At 68.4% G+C, this 19,404-nt stretch carries 20 protein-coding genes; 8 read left to right on the top strand and 12 right to left on the bottom strand.

All coding sequences use genetic code 11. The features are described from left to right. Positions 1-12 precede the first annotated feature (12 nt). Genes QTI68_RS29040 through QTI68_RS28985 form a run of 12 tightly spaced genes read right to left on the bottom strand, consistent with a single transcriptional unit; the run spans position 13 to position 12,104 of the window. Complete coding sequence (locus QTI68_RS29040) at positions 13-1,209, bottom strand: thiolase family protein (protein WP_286526624.1); 1,197 nt, start codon at positions 1,207-1,209, stop codon at positions 13-15. 51 nt (positions 1,210-1,260) lie between these two features. Next, complete coding sequence (locus tag QTI68_RS29035) at positions 1,261-2,088, bottom strand: SDR family NAD(P)-dependent oxidoreductase (RefSeq protein WP_286526623.1); 828 nt, start codon at positions 2,086-2,088, stop codon at positions 1,261-1,263. A gap of 26 nt (positions 2,089-2,114) precedes the next feature. Further along, on the bottom strand, positions 2,115-3,215 hold the full coding sequence (locus QTI68_RS29030) for a CoA transferase (protein WP_286526622.1): 1,101 nt from the start codon (positions 3,213-3,215) through the stop codon (positions 2,115-2,117). Then, positions 3,208-4,539, bottom strand: a complete 1,332-nt coding sequence (locus tag QTI68_RS29025) for a phenylacetate--CoA ligase family protein (protein ID WP_286526621.1) — start codon at positions 4,537-4,539, stop codon at positions 3,208-3,210. Before QTI68_RS29025 ends, QTI68_RS29030 begins: the two co-directional genes overlap by 8 nt. After that, a complete protein-coding gene (locus QTI68_RS29020; RefSeq protein ID WP_286526620.1) occupies positions 4,496-5,155 on the bottom strand; it encodes a TetR/AcrR family transcriptional regulator in 660 nt (219 codons plus the stop codon). Before QTI68_RS29020 ends, QTI68_RS29025 begins: the two co-directional genes overlap by 44 nt. A 21-nt stretch (positions 5,156-5,176) precedes the next feature. Further along, on the bottom strand, positions 5,177-6,340 hold the full coding sequence (locus tag QTI68_RS29015) for an acyl-CoA dehydrogenase family protein (RefSeq protein ID WP_286526619.1): 1,164 nt from the start codon (positions 6,338-6,340) through the stop codon (positions 5,177-5,179). Then, a complete protein-coding gene (locus tag QTI68_RS29010; protein ID WP_286526618.1) occupies positions 6,337-7,341 on the bottom strand; it encodes a branched-chain amino acid ABC transporter permease in 1,005 nt (334 codons plus the stop codon). The genes QTI68_RS29015 and QTI68_RS29010 overlap by 4 nt, the downstream gene beginning before the upstream one ends. Further along, the gene (locus tag QTI68_RS29005) at positions 7,341-8,213 is read right to left on the bottom strand and encodes a branched-chain amino acid ABC transporter permease (protein WP_286526617.1); all 873 of its coding nucleotides are present in this window, start codon (positions 8,211-8,213) and stop codon (positions 7,341-7,343) included. Before QTI68_RS29005 ends, QTI68_RS29010 begins: the two co-directional genes overlap by 1 nt. Further along, complete coding sequence (locus QTI68_RS29000; RefSeq protein WP_286526616.1) at positions 8,210-8,944, bottom strand: ABC transporter ATP-binding protein; 735 nt, start codon at positions 8,942-8,944, stop codon at positions 8,210-8,212. The genes QTI68_RS29005 and QTI68_RS29000 overlap by 4 nt, the downstream gene beginning before the upstream one ends. Beyond that, the gene (locus QTI68_RS28995; protein ID WP_286526615.1) at positions 8,941-9,711 is read right to left on the bottom strand and encodes an ABC transporter ATP-binding protein; all 771 of its coding nucleotides are present in this window, start codon (positions 9,709-9,711) and stop codon (positions 8,941-8,943) included. The genes QTI68_RS29000 and QTI68_RS28995 overlap by 4 nt, the downstream gene beginning before the upstream one ends. 19 nt (positions 9,712-9,730) lie before the next feature. Beyond that, a complete protein-coding gene (locus QTI68_RS28990; RefSeq protein ID WP_286526614.1) occupies positions 9,731-10,873 on the bottom strand; it encodes an ABC transporter substrate-binding protein in 1,143 nt (380 codons plus the stop codon). Between the two features lie 43 nt (positions 10,874-10,916). Continuing rightward, positions 10,917-12,104 carry an ABC transporter substrate-binding protein gene (locus tag QTI68_RS28985; protein WP_286526612.1) on the bottom strand — a complete coding sequence of 396 codons (1,188 nt, stop codon included), beginning with the start codon at positions 12,102-12,104 and terminating at the stop codon, positions 10,917-10,919. Between the two features lie 189 nt (positions 12,105-12,293). Between QTI68_RS28985 and QTI68_RS28980 the strand changes: the two genes are divergently transcribed. Genes QTI68_RS28980 through QTI68_RS28945 form a run of 8 tightly spaced genes read left to right on the top strand, consistent with a single transcriptional unit; the run spans position 12,294 to position 19,402 of the window. Then, positions 12,294-13,058: an SDR family NAD(P)-dependent oxidoreductase gene (locus QTI68_RS28980; protein WP_286526611.1), complete on the top strand. Its 765-nt coding sequence runs from the start codon at positions 12,294-12,296 to the stop codon at positions 13,056-13,058. A gap of 30 nt (positions 13,059-13,088) precedes the next feature. Beyond that, a complete protein-coding gene (locus QTI68_RS28975; RefSeq protein WP_286526609.1) occupies positions 13,089-13,868 on the top strand; it encodes a crotonase/enoyl-CoA hydratase family protein in 780 nt (259 codons plus the stop codon). Next, positions 13,865-14,722: a MaoC/PaaZ C-terminal domain-containing protein gene (locus QTI68_RS28970; RefSeq protein ID WP_286526608.1), complete on the top strand. Its 858-nt coding sequence runs from the start codon at positions 13,865-13,867 to the stop codon at positions 14,720-14,722. The genes QTI68_RS28975 and QTI68_RS28970 overlap by 4 nt, the downstream gene beginning before the upstream one ends. Beyond that, entirely contained in the window at positions 14,719-15,948 is a 1,230-nt protein-coding gene (locus tag QTI68_RS28965; protein WP_286526607.1) for a CaiB/BaiF CoA transferase family protein, read from the top strand. The genes QTI68_RS28970 and QTI68_RS28965 overlap by 4 nt, the downstream gene beginning before the upstream one ends. Further along, positions 15,945-16,925, top strand: a complete 981-nt coding sequence (locus QTI68_RS28960) for an NADPH:quinone oxidoreductase family protein (protein WP_286526606.1) — start codon at positions 15,945-15,947, stop codon at positions 16,923-16,925. Before QTI68_RS28965 ends, QTI68_RS28960 begins: the two co-directional genes overlap by 4 nt. A gap of 1 nt (position 16,926) precedes the next feature. Continuing rightward, positions 16,927-18,021, top strand: a complete 1,095-nt coding sequence (locus tag QTI68_RS28955; RefSeq protein ID WP_286526605.1) for an SDR family oxidoreductase — start codon at positions 16,927-16,929, stop codon at positions 18,019-18,021. Further along, positions 18,018-18,248: a hypothetical protein gene (locus QTI68_RS28950; protein ID WP_286526604.1), complete on the top strand. Its 231-nt coding sequence runs from the start codon at positions 18,018-18,020 to the stop codon at positions 18,246-18,248. The genes QTI68_RS28955 and QTI68_RS28950 overlap by 4 nt, the downstream gene beginning before the upstream one ends. After that, a complete protein-coding gene (locus tag QTI68_RS28945; protein WP_286526603.1) occupies positions 18,245-19,402 on the top strand; it encodes an acyl-CoA dehydrogenase family protein in 1,158 nt (385 codons plus the stop codon). Before QTI68_RS28950 ends, QTI68_RS28945 begins: the two co-directional genes overlap by 4 nt. Positions 19,403-19,404 lie beyond the last annotated feature (2 nt).

Genomic DNA, 19,404 nt, shown 5'->3' with positions numbered 1-19,404 from the left:
GTTTGCGCGTCGTCATGCTTCGCGCCGGATCACCATGGCGGTGGTCACGCCGCCGCCGCCGCAGATGCCCGCCACGCCGAGTTCCTTGCCCTTCTGCCGAAGGATCGATGTCAGCGTGATGAGCAGCCGGCCGCCGCTGAAGCCTGTCGGGTGGCCGAGCGCGATCGCGCCGCCCCAGACGTTCACGCGCTCGCGGTCCCACTGGAGCTCGCGCTCGTTGGCCAGCATCTGGGCCGCGAAGGCTTCGTTGACCTCGATGAAGTCGATGTCGCCCAGCGTCATGCCGGCGGCCTTCAGCGCCAGCGGGATCGACTGCGAAGGGCCGTCGCCCATGGTCGCCGGATCGACCGCGGTCTCGGCGAAGGACACCACCGAGAACAGCGGCTTCAGCCCGTGCGCCTGCGCCTTCTCGCGCGTGGTCAAGACGATCGCGCAGGCGGCGTCGCCCATCGTGCAGGCATTGCCGGCCGTGACCGTGCCGTCCTTCTTGAACACGGGCTTGAGCTTGGCCAGCTTCTCGATCGTGGTGTCCGGCCGGCCCGGTTCGTCCTCGGAGAGCAGCCGGCCGTCGGGATTCTTGCGGTCCGGCTCCAGGCGGAACGGCACGATCTCGTCGGCGTGCCAGCCCGCCTGTTGGGCGGCCGCGGCGCGCTGCTGCGAGCGAAGCGCGAATTCGTCCTGCTCCTGCCGTGTGATGCCGTACTTGTCGGACTGGTTCTCCGCGGTCATGCCCATGCCGTAGCCGCACAGCGGGTCTATGGTGTCGGACCAACTGTCCATCAGCGTCTTGTCGCCGGCCTTGAAGCCGTCCCAGCGCGCGCCCTTCAGCAGGTAGGGCATGGTGCTCATCGACTCCATGCCGCCGGCCAGCACGAAGCCTGCGTCGCCGCTCTGAAGTTCACGCGCGGCCAGCATCACGGTCTTCATGCCGGAAGGGCATGCCATGTTGACCGTCATCACGGGCGAGGAACTCGGCAGGCCGCCGCGCACAGCCGCGGTGCGCGACGGGTTGGGACCGTTACCCGCCTGCCGGCAGTTGGCATAGATGACCTTGTCGATGGCCGATGGATCGACCTTGCCGCGCTCCAGCGTGGCGCGGATGATGGCGGCGCCGAGGTCGTAGGCGGGCACGTCCCGCAAGGTACCGCCGAAGCTGCCGATCGGCGTGCGCGCGGCAGCGACCGCCACGATGTCAGTGGGTTTTTCCATGATGGATCCTTTCAAGAGCCGAACTGGCGCACATGCGCCGGAAGAGTTTGTTCATTGGGGCAACATGTGCAGGCCGGTGCCCAGGTGCGCGGCCCCGTCGATCTGGATCAGCTGCCCCGTCATGAGGCGCGCGGCCGGGCTGGCGAGGAAGGCCACCAGTTCCGCGACTTCCTCCACGGTGGTGGCGCGGCCCAGCGGCGTCGCCTCGATCAATCGGTCAAGCAGCGACTTGGCCGCCTCGTCGGCCAGGCCTTCGGTCAGCACCGCGCCCGGGCCGATGCAATTGAGGCGCACGCCGTCGCTCGCCCACTCGAGCGCGAGCGTGCGCATGAGGCCGAGCACGCCGGCGCGCGCCGCGATCGAATGCGCGATGCCCATCGATCCGCGGTCGACGCCGGAGAGCGAGATGCTCACTACCGCGCCGGCACGCGCCTTCAGGAAGGGATGGGCGGCCTTGGTCACGACGAACACGGCGCCGAGGTTCACGTCCAGCACCGCGTCCCAGCCCTTGCGGCTGATCGACGTGGCGGGGGCGAAGAACTGTCCACCCGCGTTGTTCACGAGCAGGTCGATGCCGTGCTCCGTGCCGACGCGCGCCACCAGGCCCTCGATGGCCTCGGTGTCGCGCACGTTGCACGGCTCGAAGCGAAAGCGCCCGGGCAGCTCGGCGGCCAGCCGGCCGGTCTCGGCCAGCGCCTCGACGCGGCGGCCGATGCCGAACACGTCCATGCCCAGCGCCATCAGGCGCAGCGTGATGGCACGGCCGATGCCCGAGCCCGCACCGGTCACGAGCGCGCTGCGGCCCGCGAGGAGACCGGGACGCAGCACCTGCACATCCGCGACAGGCTGGGAGGATGAAGATGAGGAAGAGGAAGACATGGCAATGACTCCGGCAATGCGTTGCTTCAGACTGCACGCCGCGCGCCGCCGACCGCCGGCGTGGCCGTGCGCGGCAGGCGCTGGCCGTCCAGCAGCGCGGGAAATGTGGGAAAGTGCTCGCCGCTGGCCAGGCGGCATGTCACCGCATCGGGACGCAGCCGGCGCATGCGGACCAGCGCATCGTCCGGCGCACGCACGGCGCCGGCCGGGATCTGCAGGCGCGCCATTTCGGCCAGCACCTCGTCGCTGGAGCGCTGCAGGGTCCAGCGCTCCAGCATCGCGTCGAACTCAGGCGCGCGGGCGATGCGCTCGGCGATCGCCGCATCGTCGTCGCAGCCGACCAGCGGCTTCAGGCGCGACCAGTACGCATCGAGGCCGCCCAGCACGTAGACGTGGCCGTCGCTGCAGCGGTAGATGTTCGATGGCGCCGACGCGCGGTCCCGGTTGCCCATCGGGCGGCCAGGCGCATCGCCTTCGCTGATCGCCAGCGCGGCCGGCCCGAGCAGCATGTTGGCCGCGACTTCCATCATCGAGATGTCGATCACGCAGCCTTCGCCGCGGGGATCGAGCATGCCCATCGCGCACGACATACCTGCGACCAGGCCCGAGGCCATGTCCACCGGCCAGCCGGTGGACAGGCGCGGCGATCCGTCCTCGTCCGCGTTGAGCAACGCAAAGCCGGACTCGCACTGCGCCACGGTGTCCATGCAGGGGCGCGGGTCGTCCTGGCCGTAGCCCGAGATCAGTGCGACGACCAGCCGCGGGAAGCGCGCGCGCAGCGCCGGGCCGTCGAGCCCGAGCGCCTTGAGCGATGCAGGCGCGAGGTTGCAGACGAAGGCGTCGGCCTCCGCGAGGCAGACATCGAGTTGCCTGCGCTGCGCCGGGTCGCGCAGGTCGAGCACGCGGCTCTCCTTGCCGCAATTGAAGGTGCGCGTGTAGTAGCTGCCGAAGGCATTGCCCGGCAAGGCGCGCGAGCCGTCGCCCTGCACCGGCTCGATCTTGATCACCTCCGCGCCAAAATCGGCGAGGTACATCGCGGCCGAAGGGCCAGCGATGAATTGCGAGAGATCGATGACCCGTTTGCCGGCCAGCGGCCGCGGCAGGGCACGCGCACCGGCCTTACTCATGGACGACCCGCTTCGCCTTGTGGACCGTGCGAGGCAGCGTCCCGGACTCGAGCACCTCGACCACGAAACGCACCTGCAGCTTCTCGCGCAGACGCTGCTGCACCCGCTCGCCGATGTCGGCGGGCGCGCCGCTCTCGCGTTCGACGCGCAACTTCACGCCGTTCAGGAACTTCGTCTTGGGGTCCTTCACGCTGTCGTCGATCACCATCAGGTATTCGTTCGTGAGGCCCGCGAAGCCGCGCACCACGTCCTCGACCGCCGTGGGGAACAGGTTGACGCCCTTGATGATGAGCATGTCGTCGGCCCGCCCCTGCACGCCGCCGCGCAGGCGCGCATGAGTGCGGCCGTCCGGCGCTGGCTGGCTGTCGCGCACGACGATATCACCGGTCCACCAGCGCACCAGCGGACAGGCCTCTTTGTCCAGGTGCGTGATCACCAGGACGCCACGCTCGCCGTCAGCCACTGGCTCATGCGTTTCGGGGTGAAGCACTTCCGCGTAGATGAAGTCCTCGGCCAGAGTCGGTCCCAGCTTGGCCGCGGTATCCCAGCCGATCGGCTGGCACTCGAGCGCGCCGTAGCAGTCGAACATGGGCGCACCCCACTGCGCTTCCAGCCGCTCGCGGGTGCCCGGCACGCTGCCGCCGGGCTCGCCGCCCACGCAGACCATCTTGACCTTCGATTTCGTGAGGTCCCGGCCCAGCTTGGCCGCGGCTTCCGCGACGTGCGCCATGAACGAGGGCGTGCCGATCACACACTGCGACCCGTACTGAAAGATGGTCTCGATCTGCCGCGTGGTGTCGCCCGAAGAGGCCGGGATGACCAGGGCGCCCAGGCGCTGCGCGGCCAGCGTGGCGCCGAGTCCGCCGACAAACCAGGCGTAGTTGAACATGCACTGGAACACGTCGCCGCGGCGCAGGCCCTGCGCGTAGAGGTAGCGCGCGTACAGGTCGGCCCAACGGTCGATGTCGGCGTGGCTCCACAAAACCGGCGCCGGGCTCGCGGTGGTGCCCGAGGAGAAGTGCACGCGCGCTGCTTCGCCGGGGCCGACCGCAGCCAAGGTGCCGAACGGCGGCTCTGCCTCGAGCCCGGCCAGATAGTCCGACTTGCGCGTGAAGGGCAGCTTGCGCAGGTCGGCGAGGCTCTTCAGGTCTTCGGCGCGGAAGCCGTGCTGCTCGAACACACGCTGGTAGTGCTTGCTGCGCTCGCCGACGCGGGCGAGTTGGCGCCGGAGCGCCTGGAGTTGGAACGCCTCGATCCGGTCGCGCGACCAGATCTCGGTTTCATCCCAGATCGTGCTGGAGTAGGGTTGCTTGGGCTGATTCATGTCGGAGGTCTTTCAGGAGGCTTCGCACCGCGCGAGCTGCGAGCGTTTGGGCGATTTCCTTGATGGCTTGGGTGCGTTGCAGCCGCCGCTGGCTGTACCAGACGGTGGCCCAGTTCATGATGCCGAAGAACGGCTTGGTGGCGAGATGGCGCGGGAGATCGACCAGGGCGCCTTCCCGGATACCTTGGTCGATCACTTCGGCGAACAACGCCTCGTAGTCGTCGCGCATGCGGATCACCGAGCGCAGGCGCATCGCCGCCTCGGTGCCGAGCAGGTGCCGCTCCAGCCCCTGCACCGCGACCTTCTGCATGGGAAGCTCGGTCAGCAGGATCTGGGTATGGCGCAGCGCCATGGCGGCCAGTCGCTCGACCGGCGTGCCCGGCCCCCGCGCGATCGGGGCGACCTGGTCGTGCAGGCGCGACATCGCGGTGACCTGCACGTCGAAGAAGAGGTCGGCCTTGCTGCGGTAGTGGTGGTAGATCCGTCCCTTGGTCGAGCCGAGCCGTTCCGCCACCGCATCGAGCGACGTCGCGGCATAGCCCAGCTCCATGAAGAGCTCGGCGGCCGCGTGCAGGATCTCGTCGCGCGATTCGCTCGCCGACTGCCGGGTCACCACGGATGCGGAAGTCGCCACCGATCAGCGCGCCTGGTCTTCCACTTCCTTGCGCACGCTACGGGCGAGCACGAGGCGCTGGATTTCCGAGGAGCCCTCGTAGATCTCGAGGATGCGCTGGTCGCGGTAGAGCCGCTCGGCCACCGTGGGCTTGCAGTAGCCCAGCCCGCCCCAGATCTGGACGGCGGCATCGGCGGCGCGGTGCGCGACCTCGGAGCAGAAGAGCTTGGCCATGGCGCCCAGGTTGGACACGTCGCCGCCCTGGTCGTACACGCGCGCAGCTTCGTACAGCATCAGGCGCGCGGCGGAGATCTCGGTCGCCATGTCGGCGAGCTTGAAGCCGATGCCCTGGTTGTCGATGATCGGCTGCCCGAAGGTCTTGCGCGAAACCGCGTAGCGCGAGGCCTCGCGGTAGGCAGCCAGCGCCAGGCCGAGAGATTGCGACGCGACCATGATGCGACCGACGTTGAGCGTCTGCATCGCGAGGCGCAGGGCACGGTTGAGCTCACCGATGCGGGCGCTCTCCGGAACCACCAGGTCGACCTTCAGGTTGGAGGTCTGGGTGCCGCGGATGCCCATCTTGTCCGAGAGCTCGTCGATGACCGCGCCGGGCTGCTCCTTGTCGACCATGAAGGCGCTGATGCCGCGGCCGCCCGCGGCCGGATCAGTCTTGGCGAACACCACGTAGTAGCGCGAAGCGCCGCCGTTGCCGATCCAGTATTTCTCGCCGCGAAGGCGCCAGCCCTCCCCTTCGCGGGTGGCCGTGGCTTCGATGGCGGCGGCATCGGAGCCGGCGATGCGCTCCGACAGCGCGAAGCTGGTGGCGCGGCCCTGCGTCATCTCGCGCAGATAGAAATCCTTCTGCTTGTCGGTGCCCGCGAGCAGGATCGGGAAGGCGCCAAGCTGGTAGGCGCACATGATGGCCGCGGTCGACGCGCAGTGCGTGCCCAGCGTCTCCACCGCGGCCACGGTCGTCACCAGGCTCTCGCCCTGGCCGCCGAAGTCGCGCGGCAGGAACAGGCCGGTGAAGTTGTTCGCCACCAGCGCTTCGATGCTCTCCCAGGGATAGCGTTGCTCGCGGTCGAGTTCCTCGGCCAGCGGGCCGAAGCGGTCGCGCCCCAATTGGTCGGCCAGCGCCTGCCACTTGGTGGCGGCAGCGTCCAGTTCGGGCTTCCAGATCACAGTCATTTCAGATTCTCCAGGGTGGTGAGAGGTGGGATGGGATCGCGGCGCGATTTGCGCAGCCGCGCGAGTGGCTTCACCAGGCCGGCGAGCCCCTCAGGGAAGAAGCCGAGGATCACGATGAGCACCGAGCCCAGCACGATCTTGTCGACGTAGCCGCCGAAGGAGAAGAACTTCTCCTGAACCAGCACCAGCGCGGTGGCGACCACTGGGCCGAGCAGCTGCCGCCGGCCCACGAGCACCACGGCCGTGAGCATCAGGATGAGGAAGTAGTTCTCCAGCACGTCGGCGCTCACGTAGGCGCGCTGGTAGGCGTAAAGCCAACCAGCGACCGCACTGATCGGCGCCGAGAACAGAAAGACCTGCAGCCGCACGCGCGCCGGATCGATGCCGCTCATGACGGCCAGGCGCGGATTCAGGTGCGTCATGATGGCGGCGGCGCCAAGCGCCGAGCGCCGGAAACGCGCGACCAGATAGACCGCGATCACCAGCATCGCGAAGGCGAAGGGCCAGAGCTCGCGGTCGTCGCGTGCCGTGAGGCTGATGCCCGGCAGCGACAGGTCCATCATCGGAATACCGCGCAGGCCGTCCGAGCCGCCGAGGAAGGCCCAGTTGGCCGCCAGCGCCATCGCCACCACTGCCACCGCGTAGGTGACCAGCGAGAAGACGAATTCGCGCAACCGCAGCGTCACGAAGCCGATCAGGCCCGCGCAGGCCAGCGCCACAAGAATCGAGCCGGCCAGTGTGACCCAGGCCGAGCCGACGCCCGCACGGGTCGACAGCAGCGCGGTGGCGTAGCTGCCCGCGGCGAAGAACACCGTGTGCGCCAAGCTAACCTCGCCGAGGTCCGAGACGACGATGTCGAGGCCATAGGACATCACGGCGAAGATCGCGATCAGCACGCAGGCGCTGTACACGACGCCGCCTCCGCCCAGCAGCTGCGGCGCGAAGAACGCCAGCACGGCCAGCACTGGCAGCACCCACATTTGCAGACTCTTGGATTTCATCAGTGGGCTCCAGCCGCCGGACCGGCGCTCAGGCCGCCCGGGCGCAAGACCAGGACAGCGATCAGGACGAGGAAGGCCGCGGCGGTCGTGTAGGCTGGCGAGACCAGCGCGCCGAACAGTGCGGTGAAGAGGCCCAGCGCCACGCCGGCCAGGTAGCTGCCGGTGACGCTGCCGATGCCGCCGAGCACCACCACCACGAAGGTCATGATGACCTCGTCGAAGCCCATCGAGGTGAGGATCGGCGTGCGCGGCGCGACCATGCCGGCGGCGAAGGCGACCGCGGCGCCCTCGAAGGCGAACACGCCGTAGTAGACCCAGCGCACGTTGATGCCGGCGAGCATCGCGAGCTTCGGGTCTTCGGCCACCATGCGAACGAGTCTGCCGACGCGGCTGCCTTCGAGGATCCACCTGAGCGAAATGAACACCACGATCGCGGCGACCACGATGGCGGCGTCCTGCCAGGTGAGCCACAGGTCGCCCAGCGAGATGTCGCGGGTTGACAGCGCGGTCTCCAGGATCTGGCCGGTGGAGCCAAACACCAGCGAGGCCCCGCCGTGGAGCACGTAGCCGAAGCCGAGCGTCATGATCATGATCGAGACCAGGTTCTGCTCCAGCGTGGCCTTGAGCATGATCCGCTGCATGACCAGCCCGAAGAGCCCGCCGACCAGCATCGCGATCGGCAGCGCCAGCGCGTAGGGCACGCCGGCCTTGGCAACCGCCCACCAGGTGACGAAGGAGCCGAGCATGTACATCTGGCCGTGGCCGAAATTCACGAGCCGGGCGACGCCGAGCAGCAGCGTCCAGCCGATCGCCACCAGCGCATAGGCGTGGCCTAGCACGATGCCGTTGATGATCTGTTGAAGCAAGGTCATGCTGCGGTCGCTCCCAGGTAGGCTTCGGCGATGCGCGGGTCGTCGCCGACTTCGCGCGCAGGGCCTTCGAGTATCTTGCGGCCGCGTTCTAGCAGCAGCAGCCGGTCGACGACCTCGATCGCCGCCCGCACGTTCTGTTCGACGAGCAGGATCGCCAGTCCGGTGCGCGCGAGCGCACGCAGCGTCTCGAGCACCTGCGACACCATCTTGGGCGCCAGGCCGATCGAGGGCTCGTCGAGCAGCAGCACGCTCGGGCCCATCATCAAGGCGCGCCCGATGCCGAGCATCTGGCGCTCGCCGCCCGACAGTTGCTGCCCCAGGTGTTCGCGGCGCTCCGCGAGGCGCGGGAACAGCTCGTAAATCTCGTCGCGCGAGTAGACGCGGCGGCCCGGCGCCGGCGCCGCAGCAAAGGCGGCGCTCAGGTTGTCCTCGACCGTCATGCGGCCGAAAGCCACGCGGCCCTCCGGCACCAGCACCAGGCCGGCGCGCACCCGCTCGTGCGTCGGCCAGGCGTCCACGCGTTGGCCGGCGAAGGTGATCTGGCCTGCGACGCGGGGCGCGCCACGGGACCAGCCGGAAACAGCGTTCACCAGCGTGGACTTGCCGGCGCCATTGGCGCCGACCACGCCGACCACCTCGCCGGGCGCGACCGTCAGTTCCGCGAGGTCGACCGCGCGGTTGCCGGCATAGCTCACCTGCAGGCCCTTGATCACCAGCACGGGCGCGCTCATTGCTTCCTCCCCAGATAGGCTTCGAGCACGCGCTCGTCGTGCTGGATCTCGGATGGCAGGCCCAGCGCCAGCTGGCGCCCGAGATCGAGCACGCAGATGCGGTTGGCCACGGCCATGATGAGATCCATGTGGTGTTCGATCACGACCAGCGCCACGCCCTCCTTCTTGAGGTCCGACAGCAGCGCCACCAGTCGTGCCATGTCTTCGCCGCCCAGGCCAGCGGCGGGCTCGTCCAGCATCAGCACCTCGGCGCCGTCGCCGAAGGCCAGCGCGATCGAGAGCATTCGCTGCACGCCGTACGGAATCTCCTTGGGCGAGAGCGCGTGGTAGGCCGCCGGCACGCCGAAGCGCTCGAGCTGGCCCGCGGCGAAGCGCGCGGCCTCGTCGCGGCGTCGCGCGGCGGCGCGCGGCGTGACGATGCTGGCCAACAGCCCCGAGTAGGCGACGCCGCCGAGCACGGCCATCATGTTGTCGAGCACGCTGAGGTCGTCGAAGAAGGCGTTCTGCTGGAAGGCCCGCTTCAGGCCGCGGCCGGCCAGGCCGTACGGCGGCACCTCGGTGACGTCCATGCCGCCGAGGAAAACCCGGCCCTGGCGCGCCACCATCGCGGTGACCGCCTCGTAGCACGAACTCTTGCCGGCGCCGTTGGGCCCGATGATCCCCAGCAGTTCGCCGGGCTGCACCTCCCAGCTGACGCCCTCGAGGGCGACCAGCGCGCCGTAACGCACGCCCAGTCCCTCGACGCGCAACGCAGCAGTGGTCGTCATTGCCTGCACCGCTCGGTCCTTACTTCTGCACGGTCATCTTGCCGCCGCCGTCGACGGTGAAGATGTAGTGCCGCGACTTCATCTGCCCGTTCGGCTCGAAGGTGATGTCACCGAACACCGTGCCCTTGAACGAGCCGCCACGAATGCGCTTGGCGATGGCCTCGCGGTCGAGGCTCTTCACGTCGTTGGCCGCCATCGCCCACACCTGCAGCGCGGTCGCGCCCAGCGCCATGAACTTGTCGGGCGCGTACTTGAACAGCTCCTGGTTCTTGGCGACGAAACGCTTGTTCGCGGGGTTGGAGGCGAAAGGCTCTACATCGGGGAAGTAGATGTCGGCGCCGATCAGGCCTTGAGCGGCTTCGCCCGCCACGCTCAGCACGCTCGGGGCCACCGTGCCCACCGCGGTCACCAGCTTGCCGCCCAGGCGGCCCTGCTTCGCCTGCCGGATGATGGCCGGCATGCCCAGGCCCTCGTTGGCGTTGATCGCCACCGTGATGTCGGGGTTCGCCGCGCGCACGTTGGTCAGCGCCACGCGGAAGTCGGCCTGCGTGAACGGGAACTTCTCCTCGGCCACCTTCTGGTAGCTGTAGTTCAGCTTCTTCAGTTCGGCCTCGATCGATTCCTGCGCTCCGTTGCCATAGGCATCGTTCTCGGTCAGGAAGGCAATGCGCTTGGCATTGCTGTTGGCGATGTAGTTGGCGATCACGGCGCCGTCCTGCGAGTTCGAGCTGTTCAGGCGCACGGCCAGCGGGTTGCCTTCACCCGACAGGATCGGATCGGCCTTGGAGACGGCCGTGATGTCCAGTACGCCCGCACGCGCGATCACCGGCTGCATCGCGAGCGTCACGGGGCTGTTCCAGCCTTCGATGATCACGGACACGCCCTGGCCGATGAGCTCGTTGGCGCGCGAGATGCCGACCGCCGGCGTCGATTCGTCGTCGCGCGAGACGATCTCGATCTTCTTGCCCAGCACGCCGCCGCTCTCGTTGATGAGGGCCGCCATGCTCTGGATCGCCTGGGTGACGTGCTGGCCCTGCGGACCGGCGCCACCCGAGAGCGGGAAGATCACCCCGACCTTCACGGTGTCCTGGGCGAAGGCGCCGGCGGCGAGGCCGAGACCCGCGGTGAGCGCGAACGCCCACTTGCGAACGAACTTGATCATCATCTGTCTCCTGGTAGTTGGTGTTTGTGCCGCAGCGGAGTGCTCACGGCTGGACGCCAATGCGGCCGTCCTGGACTTTGAACAGGTACGCATGGTTGAGCATCTGGCCGTTCGGCGCGAAGCTCACGTCGCCGAACACCGTACCCTTGAAGGCGCCTCCTCCGCGGATGCGCTTGGCGATGGCCTCGCGGCCGAGCGTGTTCAATTCGTTGGCTGCGGCCGCCCACACTTGCAGGGCCGTCGCGCCGACCGCCATGAACTTGTCGGGCTTCTGCTTGAACGTGGCCTGCATGCGCTGGACGAACTGGCGATTTGCCGGATAGGAGGCGAACGGCTCGACCTCGGGGAAATAGATGTCGACGCTCATCAATCCGTCGGCGGCTTCCCCCGCGACCGAGATCACGCTAGGCGCGACGGTGCCGAGGGCGGCGAAGAGCTGACCAGGGACCCGGTTCTGCCGGTATTGCCGGATGATGGCCGGCATGCCCAGCCCTTCATTGGCGTTGATGGCCACCGTGACATCGGGATTGGCCGCGCGCACATTGGTCAATGCCACGCGGAAGTCGGCTTGGGTAAACGGGAACTTCTCCTCGGCCACTTTCTGGTAGCCGTAGTTCAGCCGTTTGAATTCGGCCTCGATCGCCTCCTGGGTGCCGACGCCATAGGCATCGTTCTCGGTGAGGAAGGCGATGCGCTTGCCCTTCAGCGTCTGCGCGATAGCCTGCGCCACCGCCGCGCCGCCCTGCGAGTTGGATGCGTTGAGCCGGATCGGCAGCGGGTTTCCCTCTCCAGACAGCACCGCGTCGGCGCTCGCGAACAGCGTGATGTCGAGGACGCCCGCGCGGCTGATGACCGGCTGCATGGCCAGCGCCACGGGGCTGTTCCAGCCTTCGATGATCACCGCAACGTCCTGCCCGATCAGTTCGCTGGCGCGCGAGATACCCACGGCGGGCGTCGATTCGTCATCGCGCACCAGCACCTCGATGGGACGTCCCAGGACGCCGCCGCTCTCGTTGATCGTCGCCGCCATCGCCTGGATGGCTTGCGTGACGTGCTGGCCCTGCGGGCCCGCGCCGCCCGACAGCGGAATGATGACGCCCACTTTGACGGGTTTCGGCTGTGCGACGGCAGGCGCCGCGAAGGCAATGGCCAACACTGCGGTGGCGAGGACGGACTTCAACACGTTCATCTGACTTGTCTCCTGTTCAGGGTGCGCCGGTGGTGTCGCCATGCAGCGAGCCGAACCGAGCATACCTATTGGTATGTCCAACGGTCAATCCAATTTCACAACAAAGACATCGGGCTTTCCCTATGAATGTAGAAACACATGTCAGCCCTTTCATGCCATCGTCGATTGCAAAGATACCAAACAGTATGTAGCATTCCACGCATCGATCAAGCGCAAACAGGAGCACACTCAATGAACATCGAAGGAATGAGCGCAGTCGTCACCGGCGGCGCATCGGGCCTCGGCCTGGCGACCGCACGGCGGCTCGTGAACCAGGGCGCCAAGGTCGTCCTGGTCGACCTGCCCGGCTCGGCCGGCGCCGAAGCGGCGGACAGCCTCGGCCCGAACGCACGCTTCGCCGCCGCGGACGTCACGACCGAGGATTCGCTGCCCGCGGCACTCGACGTGGCCGAGAGCCTGGGCCCGTTGCGCGTGCTGGTGCATTGCGCAGGCCGGGGCGGCCCGGTCCGCATCCTGGACAAAGAAGGCAAGCCGGGTTCGCTGGCGGCCTACGAAAACATCATCCGCATCAACCTGATCGGTACGTTCAACACGATGCGCCTGGTCGCCGAGCGCATGGCGCGCAACGAGCCGGTAGATGGCGAACGCGGCGTCTGCGTGCTGACCGCTTCGGTCGCGGCCTACGAGGGCCAGATCGGTCAAATCCCGTACGCGTCGTCAAAGGCGGGCGTGGTCGGCATGACCATCGTCGCCGCACGCGACCTCGCGAGCCGGCTGATCCGCGTGAACACGATAGCCCCCGGCATCTTCGATACGCCGATGCTCGCGCGCGTCTCCGAGGATGCGCGCAGGACGCTGGGCGCATCGGTGCCGCATCCGGCGCGCCTGGGCCAGCCCGACGAATATGCCCAACTGGCGCTGCACCTCGTCTCCAACCCCATGATCAACGGCGAGACCATCCGCCTCGACGGCGCGCTGCGCATGGCGCCCCGCTGAAACCCGTCCTTCCCTAGAAAGGTCTTCTTCATGACATCCGATGAACCGAGCTCCGAAGTGCTGGTCGAAGCCAGCGAAGGCATCCTGACGATCACGATCAACCGGCCCGCCGCGAAGAACGCGATGACCCTGTATGCGGCCACGCGCATCGCTGCCGCCCTCGACGAGCTCGACAGCCGCGACGACCTGCGCATCGGCATCCTGACCGGCGCGGGTGGCACCTTCTGCGCCGGCATGGACCTCAAGGGCTTCCTGCGCGGCGAACGCCCGAGCCTGCCGGGGCGCGGCTTCGGCGGCCTGACCCGTCAGCCGCCGAGCAAGCCGCTGATCGCCGCGGTCGAGGGCTATGCCCTGGCCGGCGGCTTCGAGCTGGTGCTCGCCTGCGACCTGGTCGTGGCCTCCGAGAGCGCGCAGTTCGGCGTGCCCGAAGTCAAGCGCGGTCTGGCCGCGACCGCGGGCGGCCTGATGCGACTGCCGCGCCAGTTGCCTTCCCGCATCGCGCTCGAACTCGCGCTCACGGGCGACATGTTCCCGGCCACGCGCGCCTACCAGTACGGACTGATCAACCGGCTGGTGCCGGCGGGCCAGACGCTGGAAGAAGCGCGCCGCCTGGCCACGACCATCGCCGGCAACGGGCCGCTCTCGGTGGCGGCCAGCAAGCGCGTGGTCGTGGAATCGCAGGACTGGACTTCGGAGGAGATGTGGGACAAGCAGGCCGAGCTCACCGAGCACGTGTTCGTCTCGCAGGACGCCCGGGAAGGCTCGGCCGCCTTCGCGGAAAAGCGCAAACCAGTGTGGCAAGGCCGATGATCGATCCGAACCGACTCCTCGCGGCCCGGATCCCCGAGGTCGAGCAGCGCTACGACTGGCGCGACTGCGTCCTGTATTCCCTGGGCATCGGCGCCGGCGTCGATCCCATGGACCAGGCCGATCTAGCCTTCCTCGACGAGGTCGCGCCCAAGGTGCACCCGGCGATGGCGAACGTGCTGGGCTATCCGGGCTTTTGGATGCGCGACCCCGCGTTCGGCCTCGACTGGGTCAAGACGGTGCACGGCGAACATGCCCTGCGCCTGCATCGGAGCCTCCCGGCCGAAGGTCATGTGCGCGGCACCAGCCGCATCGTCGACCTGGTCGACAAGGGCAAGGACCGCGGGGCCCTGATCTACGTCGAGCGCGAGATTCGCGAGATGGTCTCCAACGAGTTGCTGGCGACGGTGCGGCAGACCGTGTTCTGCCGCGGCGATGGAGGCTTCGGCGGCAAGTCCGAGGCTCCCGCGGTGCAAGCGCTTCCGGAGCGCGCCGCCGACACGAGCATCGACGTCCAGACCTCGCCGCAGGGCGCGATGATCTATCGCCTCTCGGGCGACTACAACCCGCTGCACTCCTCCCCCTCTGCCGCACGCGACGCCGGCTTCGAGCGTCCGATCCTGCATGGCCTCGCGACCTTCGGCGCCAGCTGCCACGGCCTCATGAAGCGCCTGTGCGACAGCGATCCGTCGGCGGTGCGCGCGCTGAGCGGCCGCTTCTCGGCCCCCGTGTTTCCTGGCGACCTGCTGCATATCGAGATCTGGCGCGAAGGCGGCGGTCGCTTCGCCTACCGCACCTCGGTCCCCGCGCGCGGCGTGGTGGTGGTCAACAACGGCACGTTCGAGGTGGCGACATGAGCGGCATTCTTTCCAAGATCCGCGTACTCGACCTGAGCCGCGTGCTCTCAGGCCCATGGGCAGGACAGATGCTCGGCGACTTCGGTGCCGACGTGATCAAGGTGGAGCGCCCCGGCACCGGGGACGACCTGCGCGACCAGGGCGCGCGCCTCAAGGATCTCTCCGGCAAGGAGACCGGCGAGCGCTCGACCTTCCTGTCCACCAACCGCGCCAAGCGTTCGATCACCATCGACCTCGCCAAGCCCGAGGGGCAGGCGCTGGTGCGTGAGCTGGCCGCGCACTCGGACGTGCTGCTCGAGAACTACAAGACCGGCGACCTGAAGCGCTACGGCCTGGACTATGAGTCGCTGCGCGAGCTGAATCCCAAGCTCGTGTATTGCTCGATCACCGGCTTTGGCCAGACCGGCCCCTACAGCCAGCTGCCCGGCTACGACCTGCTGTTCCAGGCGATGGGCGGCGTGATGAGCCTGACCGGCGTGCCCGACGGCCAGCCCGGCGCCGGGCCGCAACGTGCGGGCTATCCAGTGTCGGACCTCACCTCCGGCTTCTACGCCACTATCGGCATCCTGGCGGCGCTGCACCACCGCGATACCGTCTCGGGCCGCGGCCAGCACATCGACCTGGCCCTGCTGGACGCGCAGGTGGCGGCGACCTCCTCGATGGCCATGAGCTACCTGGTGGCCGGCCAGCTGCCGGTGCGCGTGGGCATGGGCTCGCAGCTGGTCGCGCCCTATGGCGACTTCGACTGCGCCGACGGCAAGATCATGATAGCCGCCAGCAACGACAAGCAGTTCGCCCAGCTGTGCAAGGTGCTGGGCCGGCCCGAGCTCGCGCGGGAAGAACGCTTTTCCAGCGTGCCGCAGCGCGTGGCGAACAAGCAGGCCTTGCTGCCGATCATCGCGGACCTCTTCAAGGACAAGCCGATAGCCCACTGGATGCCGCTGCTGCGCGAGGCCGTGGTGCCCGCCGCGCCGATCTACAACTTCGACCAGGTCTACGAAGACCCGCAGATCCGCCACCGGGAGCTGGTGAAGAGCATTCCCCATCCGCTGTCCGGCACGCTCAGGGTGGTGGGCAATCCTCTGAATTTCTCCGAAACCCCGCTCGAGTACAACCGGCCGCCGCCGCTGCTGGGCGAGCACACCGCCGAGATCCTTCGCGAGGTGCTCTCCCTGGACGACGCCGCGATCGATCGCCTCGCACAGCAAAAAGTCACCGCCGCATGAAAGCCGTTCTCTGCAAGCAATACGGTCCGCCCTCCTCGCTGGTCGTGGAGGAGGTTCCCGCACCCGTGCCCGCTGCCGGACAGGTGCTGGTCGAGGTCCACGCCGCCGGGGTGAACTTCCCTGACTCGCTGATCATTCAGGGCAAGTACCAGTTCAAGCCGGACCTGCCCTTCTCGCCCGGCGCCGAAGTGGCCGGCATCGTGAAGGAAGTCGGCGCCGGCGTCACCGGCCTTGGCGTCGGTGACCGCGTGATCGCGGCAACCACCTGGGGCGGCTATGCGCAGCAGGTGCTGGCGCAGGCCGAGCGCGTGTTCCGCATGCCGGACGGCATGGACTTCGAGACCGCCGCCGGCTTCCTGATCGCCTACGGCACCTCGCACCATGCGCTCAAGGACCGCGGCGAGCTCAAGCCCGGCGAGACCGTGCTGGTGCTGGGCGCGGCCGGCGGCGTCGGCCTGGCCGCGGTAGAAATCGCCAAAGCGATGGGAGCGCGCGTGATCGCGGCCGCTTCCTCCGCCGACAAGCTGGCCGTCTGCCGCGAGCACGGCGCCGACGAGACCATCGACTACGCCACCGAGGACCTGCGCGAGCGCATCAAGTCGATCACCGGCGGGCGCGGCGTCGACGTGGTGTACGACCCGGTCGGCGGCGCGCTTTCCGAGCAGGCGCTGCGCTCCATGGCGTGGCGTGGCCGCTTCCTCGTAGTGGGCTTCGCCGCTGGCCCGATCCCCAGCATCCCGCTGAACCTCACGCTGCTCAAGGGCTGCGCCATCGTCGGCGTGTTCTGGGGCGCCTTCGTGCGCAACGAACCCCAGCGCAACGAAGAGGAAATGCGCGAACTGGCCGGCTGGGTGCGCGAGGGCAAGCTGCGCCCGCGCATCAGCGGCGTGTATCCGCTGGAACGCTGCGCCGAGGCCCTGCAGCGCGTGATGGACCGACAGGTGACCGGCAAGATCGTGCTCACCACGGGCGTCTGAGATGGCCAAGGTCCTGATCGCGGGCGCGCTGGGCGTCGTCGGCCGCGCGGTGGTCGAGCGGCTGGTTGGACGTCCCGGCATCGAGGTGGGGGCCCTGTCGCGGCGCGCGCCCGACTTTGCCCCCGAGGCCACCTGGGTCGCATGCGACCTGCGCGACCCCGACGACACCACCCGGGCGCTCGCGGCGCATCGCGACACCACCCACGTCGTCTATGCAGCGGTGTCGGAGCAGCCCGACCTGCTGCGCGGCTGGCGCGAGGCGGGCAACGCGGCGGTCAACACCGCCATGCTGCGCCACCTGCTGGACGCCTTGGCGGGCGCGCCGCTCGAGCACCTCACGCTGCTGCAGGGCACGAAGGCGTATGGCGTGCACACGGGGCGCCCGATGCGGGTACCGGCGCGCGAACAGGACGCGCTGCGCGACCACACCAACTTCTATTTCGAGCAGGAAGACCTGGTGGCCGAGCGGTCGCGCACGGCGGGCTTCCGCTGGACCGCGCTGCGGCCGCAGATCGTGCTCGGCGTCGCGGTGGGCAGCGCGATGAATCCGGTGGCTGCGCTGGGCGCCTATGCGGCGATCTCGCGCGAGCTCGACCGGCCGTTGAGCTATCCGGGCCACTCACAGTTGCTGACCGAATGCACCGACGCTCGCTTGATCGCGGCGGCCGTCGAATGGGCCTGGAACGAGCCGCGCGCGCACCAGCAGGCGTTCAACATCGCCAATGGCGACGTGATCGTGTGGGCCACCTTCTTCGAGCGGCTGGCCGCCGAGTTCGGGCTGGAACTGGGCAGCCCGTCCGAAGCCAGGATGGCCGACGAGATGCCGCGCCATGGCGAGCTGTGGCGCCACATGGCGCAGCGCGACGGCCTGGCCGTTCCCGACCTGGAACAGTTGCTGGGCCTCTCGTGGCAGTACGCGGACGCCACCTTTGCCTCGCGCCGGCCGCTGCCGGTCCCGCCGATCGTGTCCGCCCTCAAGCTGAGGCAGTTCGGCTTCCACGACTGCATCGACACCGAGGAATGTATCGTGCAGCACCTACACGCGATGCAGGATCTGCGCTACCTGCCGCCGTTGCGAAAGGGGTCGACGGCATGAGTGAGGCATCGCCAGACTTCCGGCTCGTGTACCGGTCCCTCTCGGGAGCGCCGGCCGAGCACAGCTTTCCGTGCAACCCCGATGGCGAAGTCGACCTGGACCAGCTCGACGACCGCAGCCGCAACAACTACTTCTTCGCGCGTGCCATGGTGGGCCGTGCAATGAAGCCTCCGATGGTGGAGCGGGCCGGCCGCGCACCTCGAATCAAAGGAAGGATTTCTGCATGAGTGCGCTTGATTCACTCACCCTCACGGCCATCCCCGCCGACGACGAGGCGCTTCGGGGCCCGGTCCGCGAGTTCCTGCGCCAACATGTCACGCAACTGCCCGCCCACGTGCGCGCGCGCTCCTGGGGCGGCTACGACAGCAACTTCAGCCGCGAGGCCGGCAAACGCGGCTTTCTCGGCCTCACGCTGCCCAAGGACTACGGCGGCGGCGGCCGCAATGCCTTTGCGCGCTACGTGGTGGTGGAGGAGTTCCTGAGCTTCGGTGCGCCGGTTGGTTCGCACTGGATCGCCGAGCGCCAGAGCGCGCCGCTGATCCTGAAGTACGGCACCGAGGAACAGAAGCGCCGCTACATCCCGCCGGTGTGCCGCGGCGAGTCATATTTCTGCATCGGCATGAGCGAGCCCAACGCCGGCTCGGACCTCGCCGGCGTGCGCACGCACGCGAGGCGAAACGACCAAGGCTGGCTGCTCAACGGCCAGAAGATCTGGACCACCAATGCGCATCATTGCCACCATATGATCGCGCTGGTGCGCACCTCGGGCATCAGCGAGGATCGGCACAAGGGCCTGTCGCAGGTGATCGTCGACCTCCAGCTGCCGGGCGTGACGGTGCGGCCGATCACGGATCTCTCGGGCGACTCGCACTTCTGCGAGGTGTTCTTCGACAACGTGCAGCTGGCCCCCGATGCGGTGCTGGGGCGCGAAGGCGACGGCTGGGAGCAGGTCATGTCGGAGCTGGCCTTCGAGCGCAGCGGCCCCGAACGGCTCTTCTCCAGCATCGTGCTGTTCGACGAATGGCTCGCCTTCGTGCGAACGCCGCAAGGGCGCACGCCGGAGTCGCTGCAGCTCGCGGGCAAGTTGCTTTCGCAGCTGGCACCGCTGCGTGCGATGTCGATCGCGCTGAACGGCAAGCTCGCGCGGGGCGAGAGCCCGGCGGTGGAAGCCGCGCTGGTGAAGGACCTGGGCACCGGCGTCGAGCAGGCGATTCCTACGCTGATCGCCGACGACCTGTACCGCCGCCCGTCGCAACAGGCGCCGATCGAGCTGCTCCTGACCCTCAACTACGTCACGCAGGTGGCGCCCTCGTTCTCGCTGCGTGGCGGCACGCGCGACATCCTGCGCGGCATGATCGCGCGTGGCCTGGGCCTGCGCTGAAA

The organism is Variovorax sp. J31P207 (assembly GCF_030316965.1).
In the GTDB taxonomy this organism is placed as follows: domain Bacteria; phylum Pseudomonadota; class Gammaproteobacteria; order Burkholderiales; family Burkholderiaceae_C; genus Variovorax; species Variovorax ginsengisoli_B.
The sequence above is the reverse complement of the archived record's forward strand: the minus strand, read 5'-3'. Positions and strand labels throughout refer to the sequence as shown.

Bases quoted from the DNA above. Each gene is read 5' to 3' on its own strand.
- QTI68_RS29040 (WP_286526624.1), bottom strand. From the start codon at position 1,209: ATGGAAAAACCCACTGACATCGTGGCGGTCGCTGCCGCGCGCACGCCG.
- QTI68_RS29035 (WP_286526623.1), bottom strand. From the start codon at position 2,088: ATGTCTTCCTCTTCCTCATCTTCATCCTCCCAGCCTGTCGCGGATGTG.
- QTI68_RS29030 (WP_286526622.1), bottom strand. From the start codon at position 3,215: ATGAGTAAGGCCGGTGCGCGTGCCCTGCCGCGGCCGCTGGCCGGCAAA.
- QTI68_RS29025 (WP_286526621.1), bottom strand. From the start codon at position 4,539: ATGAATCAGCCCAAGCAACCCTACTCCAGCACGATCTGGGATGAAACC.
- QTI68_RS29015 (WP_286526619.1), bottom strand. From the start codon at position 6,340: ATGACTGTGATCTGGAAGCCCGAACTGGACGCTGCCGCCACCAAGTGG.
- QTI68_RS29010 (WP_286526618.1), bottom strand. From the start codon at position 7,341: ATGAAATCCAAGAGTCTGCAAATGTGGGTGCTGCCAGTGCTGGCCGTG.
- QTI68_RS29005 (WP_286526617.1), bottom strand. From the start codon at position 8,213: ATGACCTTGCTTCAACAGATCATCAACGGCATCGTGCTAGGCCACGCC.
- QTI68_RS29000 (WP_286526616.1), bottom strand. From the start codon at position 8,944: ATGAGCGCGCCCGTGCTGGTGATCAAGGGCCTGCAGGTGAGCTATGCC.
- QTI68_RS28995 (WP_286526615.1), bottom strand. From the start codon at position 9,711: ATGACGACCACTGCTGCGTTGCGCGTCGAGGGACTGGGCGTGCGTTAC.
- QTI68_RS28990 (WP_286526614.1), bottom strand. From the start codon at position 10,873: ATGATCAAGTTCGTTCGCAAGTGGGCGTTCGCGCTCACCGCGGGTCTC.
- QTI68_RS28985 (WP_286526612.1), bottom strand. From the start codon at position 12,104: ATGGCGACACCACCGGCGCACCCTGAACAGGAGACAAGTCAGATGAAC.
- QTI68_RS28980 (WP_286526611.1), top strand. From the start codon at position 12,294: ATGAACATCGAAGGAATGAGCGCAGTCGTCACCGGCGGCGCATCGGGC.
- QTI68_RS28975 (WP_286526609.1), top strand. From the start codon at position 13,089: ATGACATCCGATGAACCGAGCTCCGAAGTGCTGGTCGAAGCCAGCGAA.
- QTI68_RS28970 (WP_286526608.1), top strand. From the start codon at position 13,865: ATGATCGATCCGAACCGACTCCTCGCGGCCCGGATCCCCGAGGTCGAG.
- QTI68_RS28965 (WP_286526607.1), top strand. From the start codon at position 14,719: ATGAGCGGCATTCTTTCCAAGATCCGCGTACTCGACCTGAGCCGCGTG.
- QTI68_RS28960 (WP_286526606.1), top strand. From the start codon at position 15,945: ATGAAAGCCGTTCTCTGCAAGCAATACGGTCCGCCCTCCTCGCTGGTC.
- QTI68_RS28955 (WP_286526605.1), top strand. From the start codon at position 16,927: ATGGCCAAGGTCCTGATCGCGGGCGCGCTGGGCGTCGTCGGCCGCGCG.
- QTI68_RS28950 (WP_286526604.1), top strand. From the start codon at position 18,018: ATGAGTGAGGCATCGCCAGACTTCCGGCTCGTGTACCGGTCCCTCTCG.
- QTI68_RS28945 (WP_286526603.1), top strand. From the start codon at position 18,245: ATGAGTGCGCTTGATTCACTCACCCTCACGGCCATCCCCGCCGACGAC.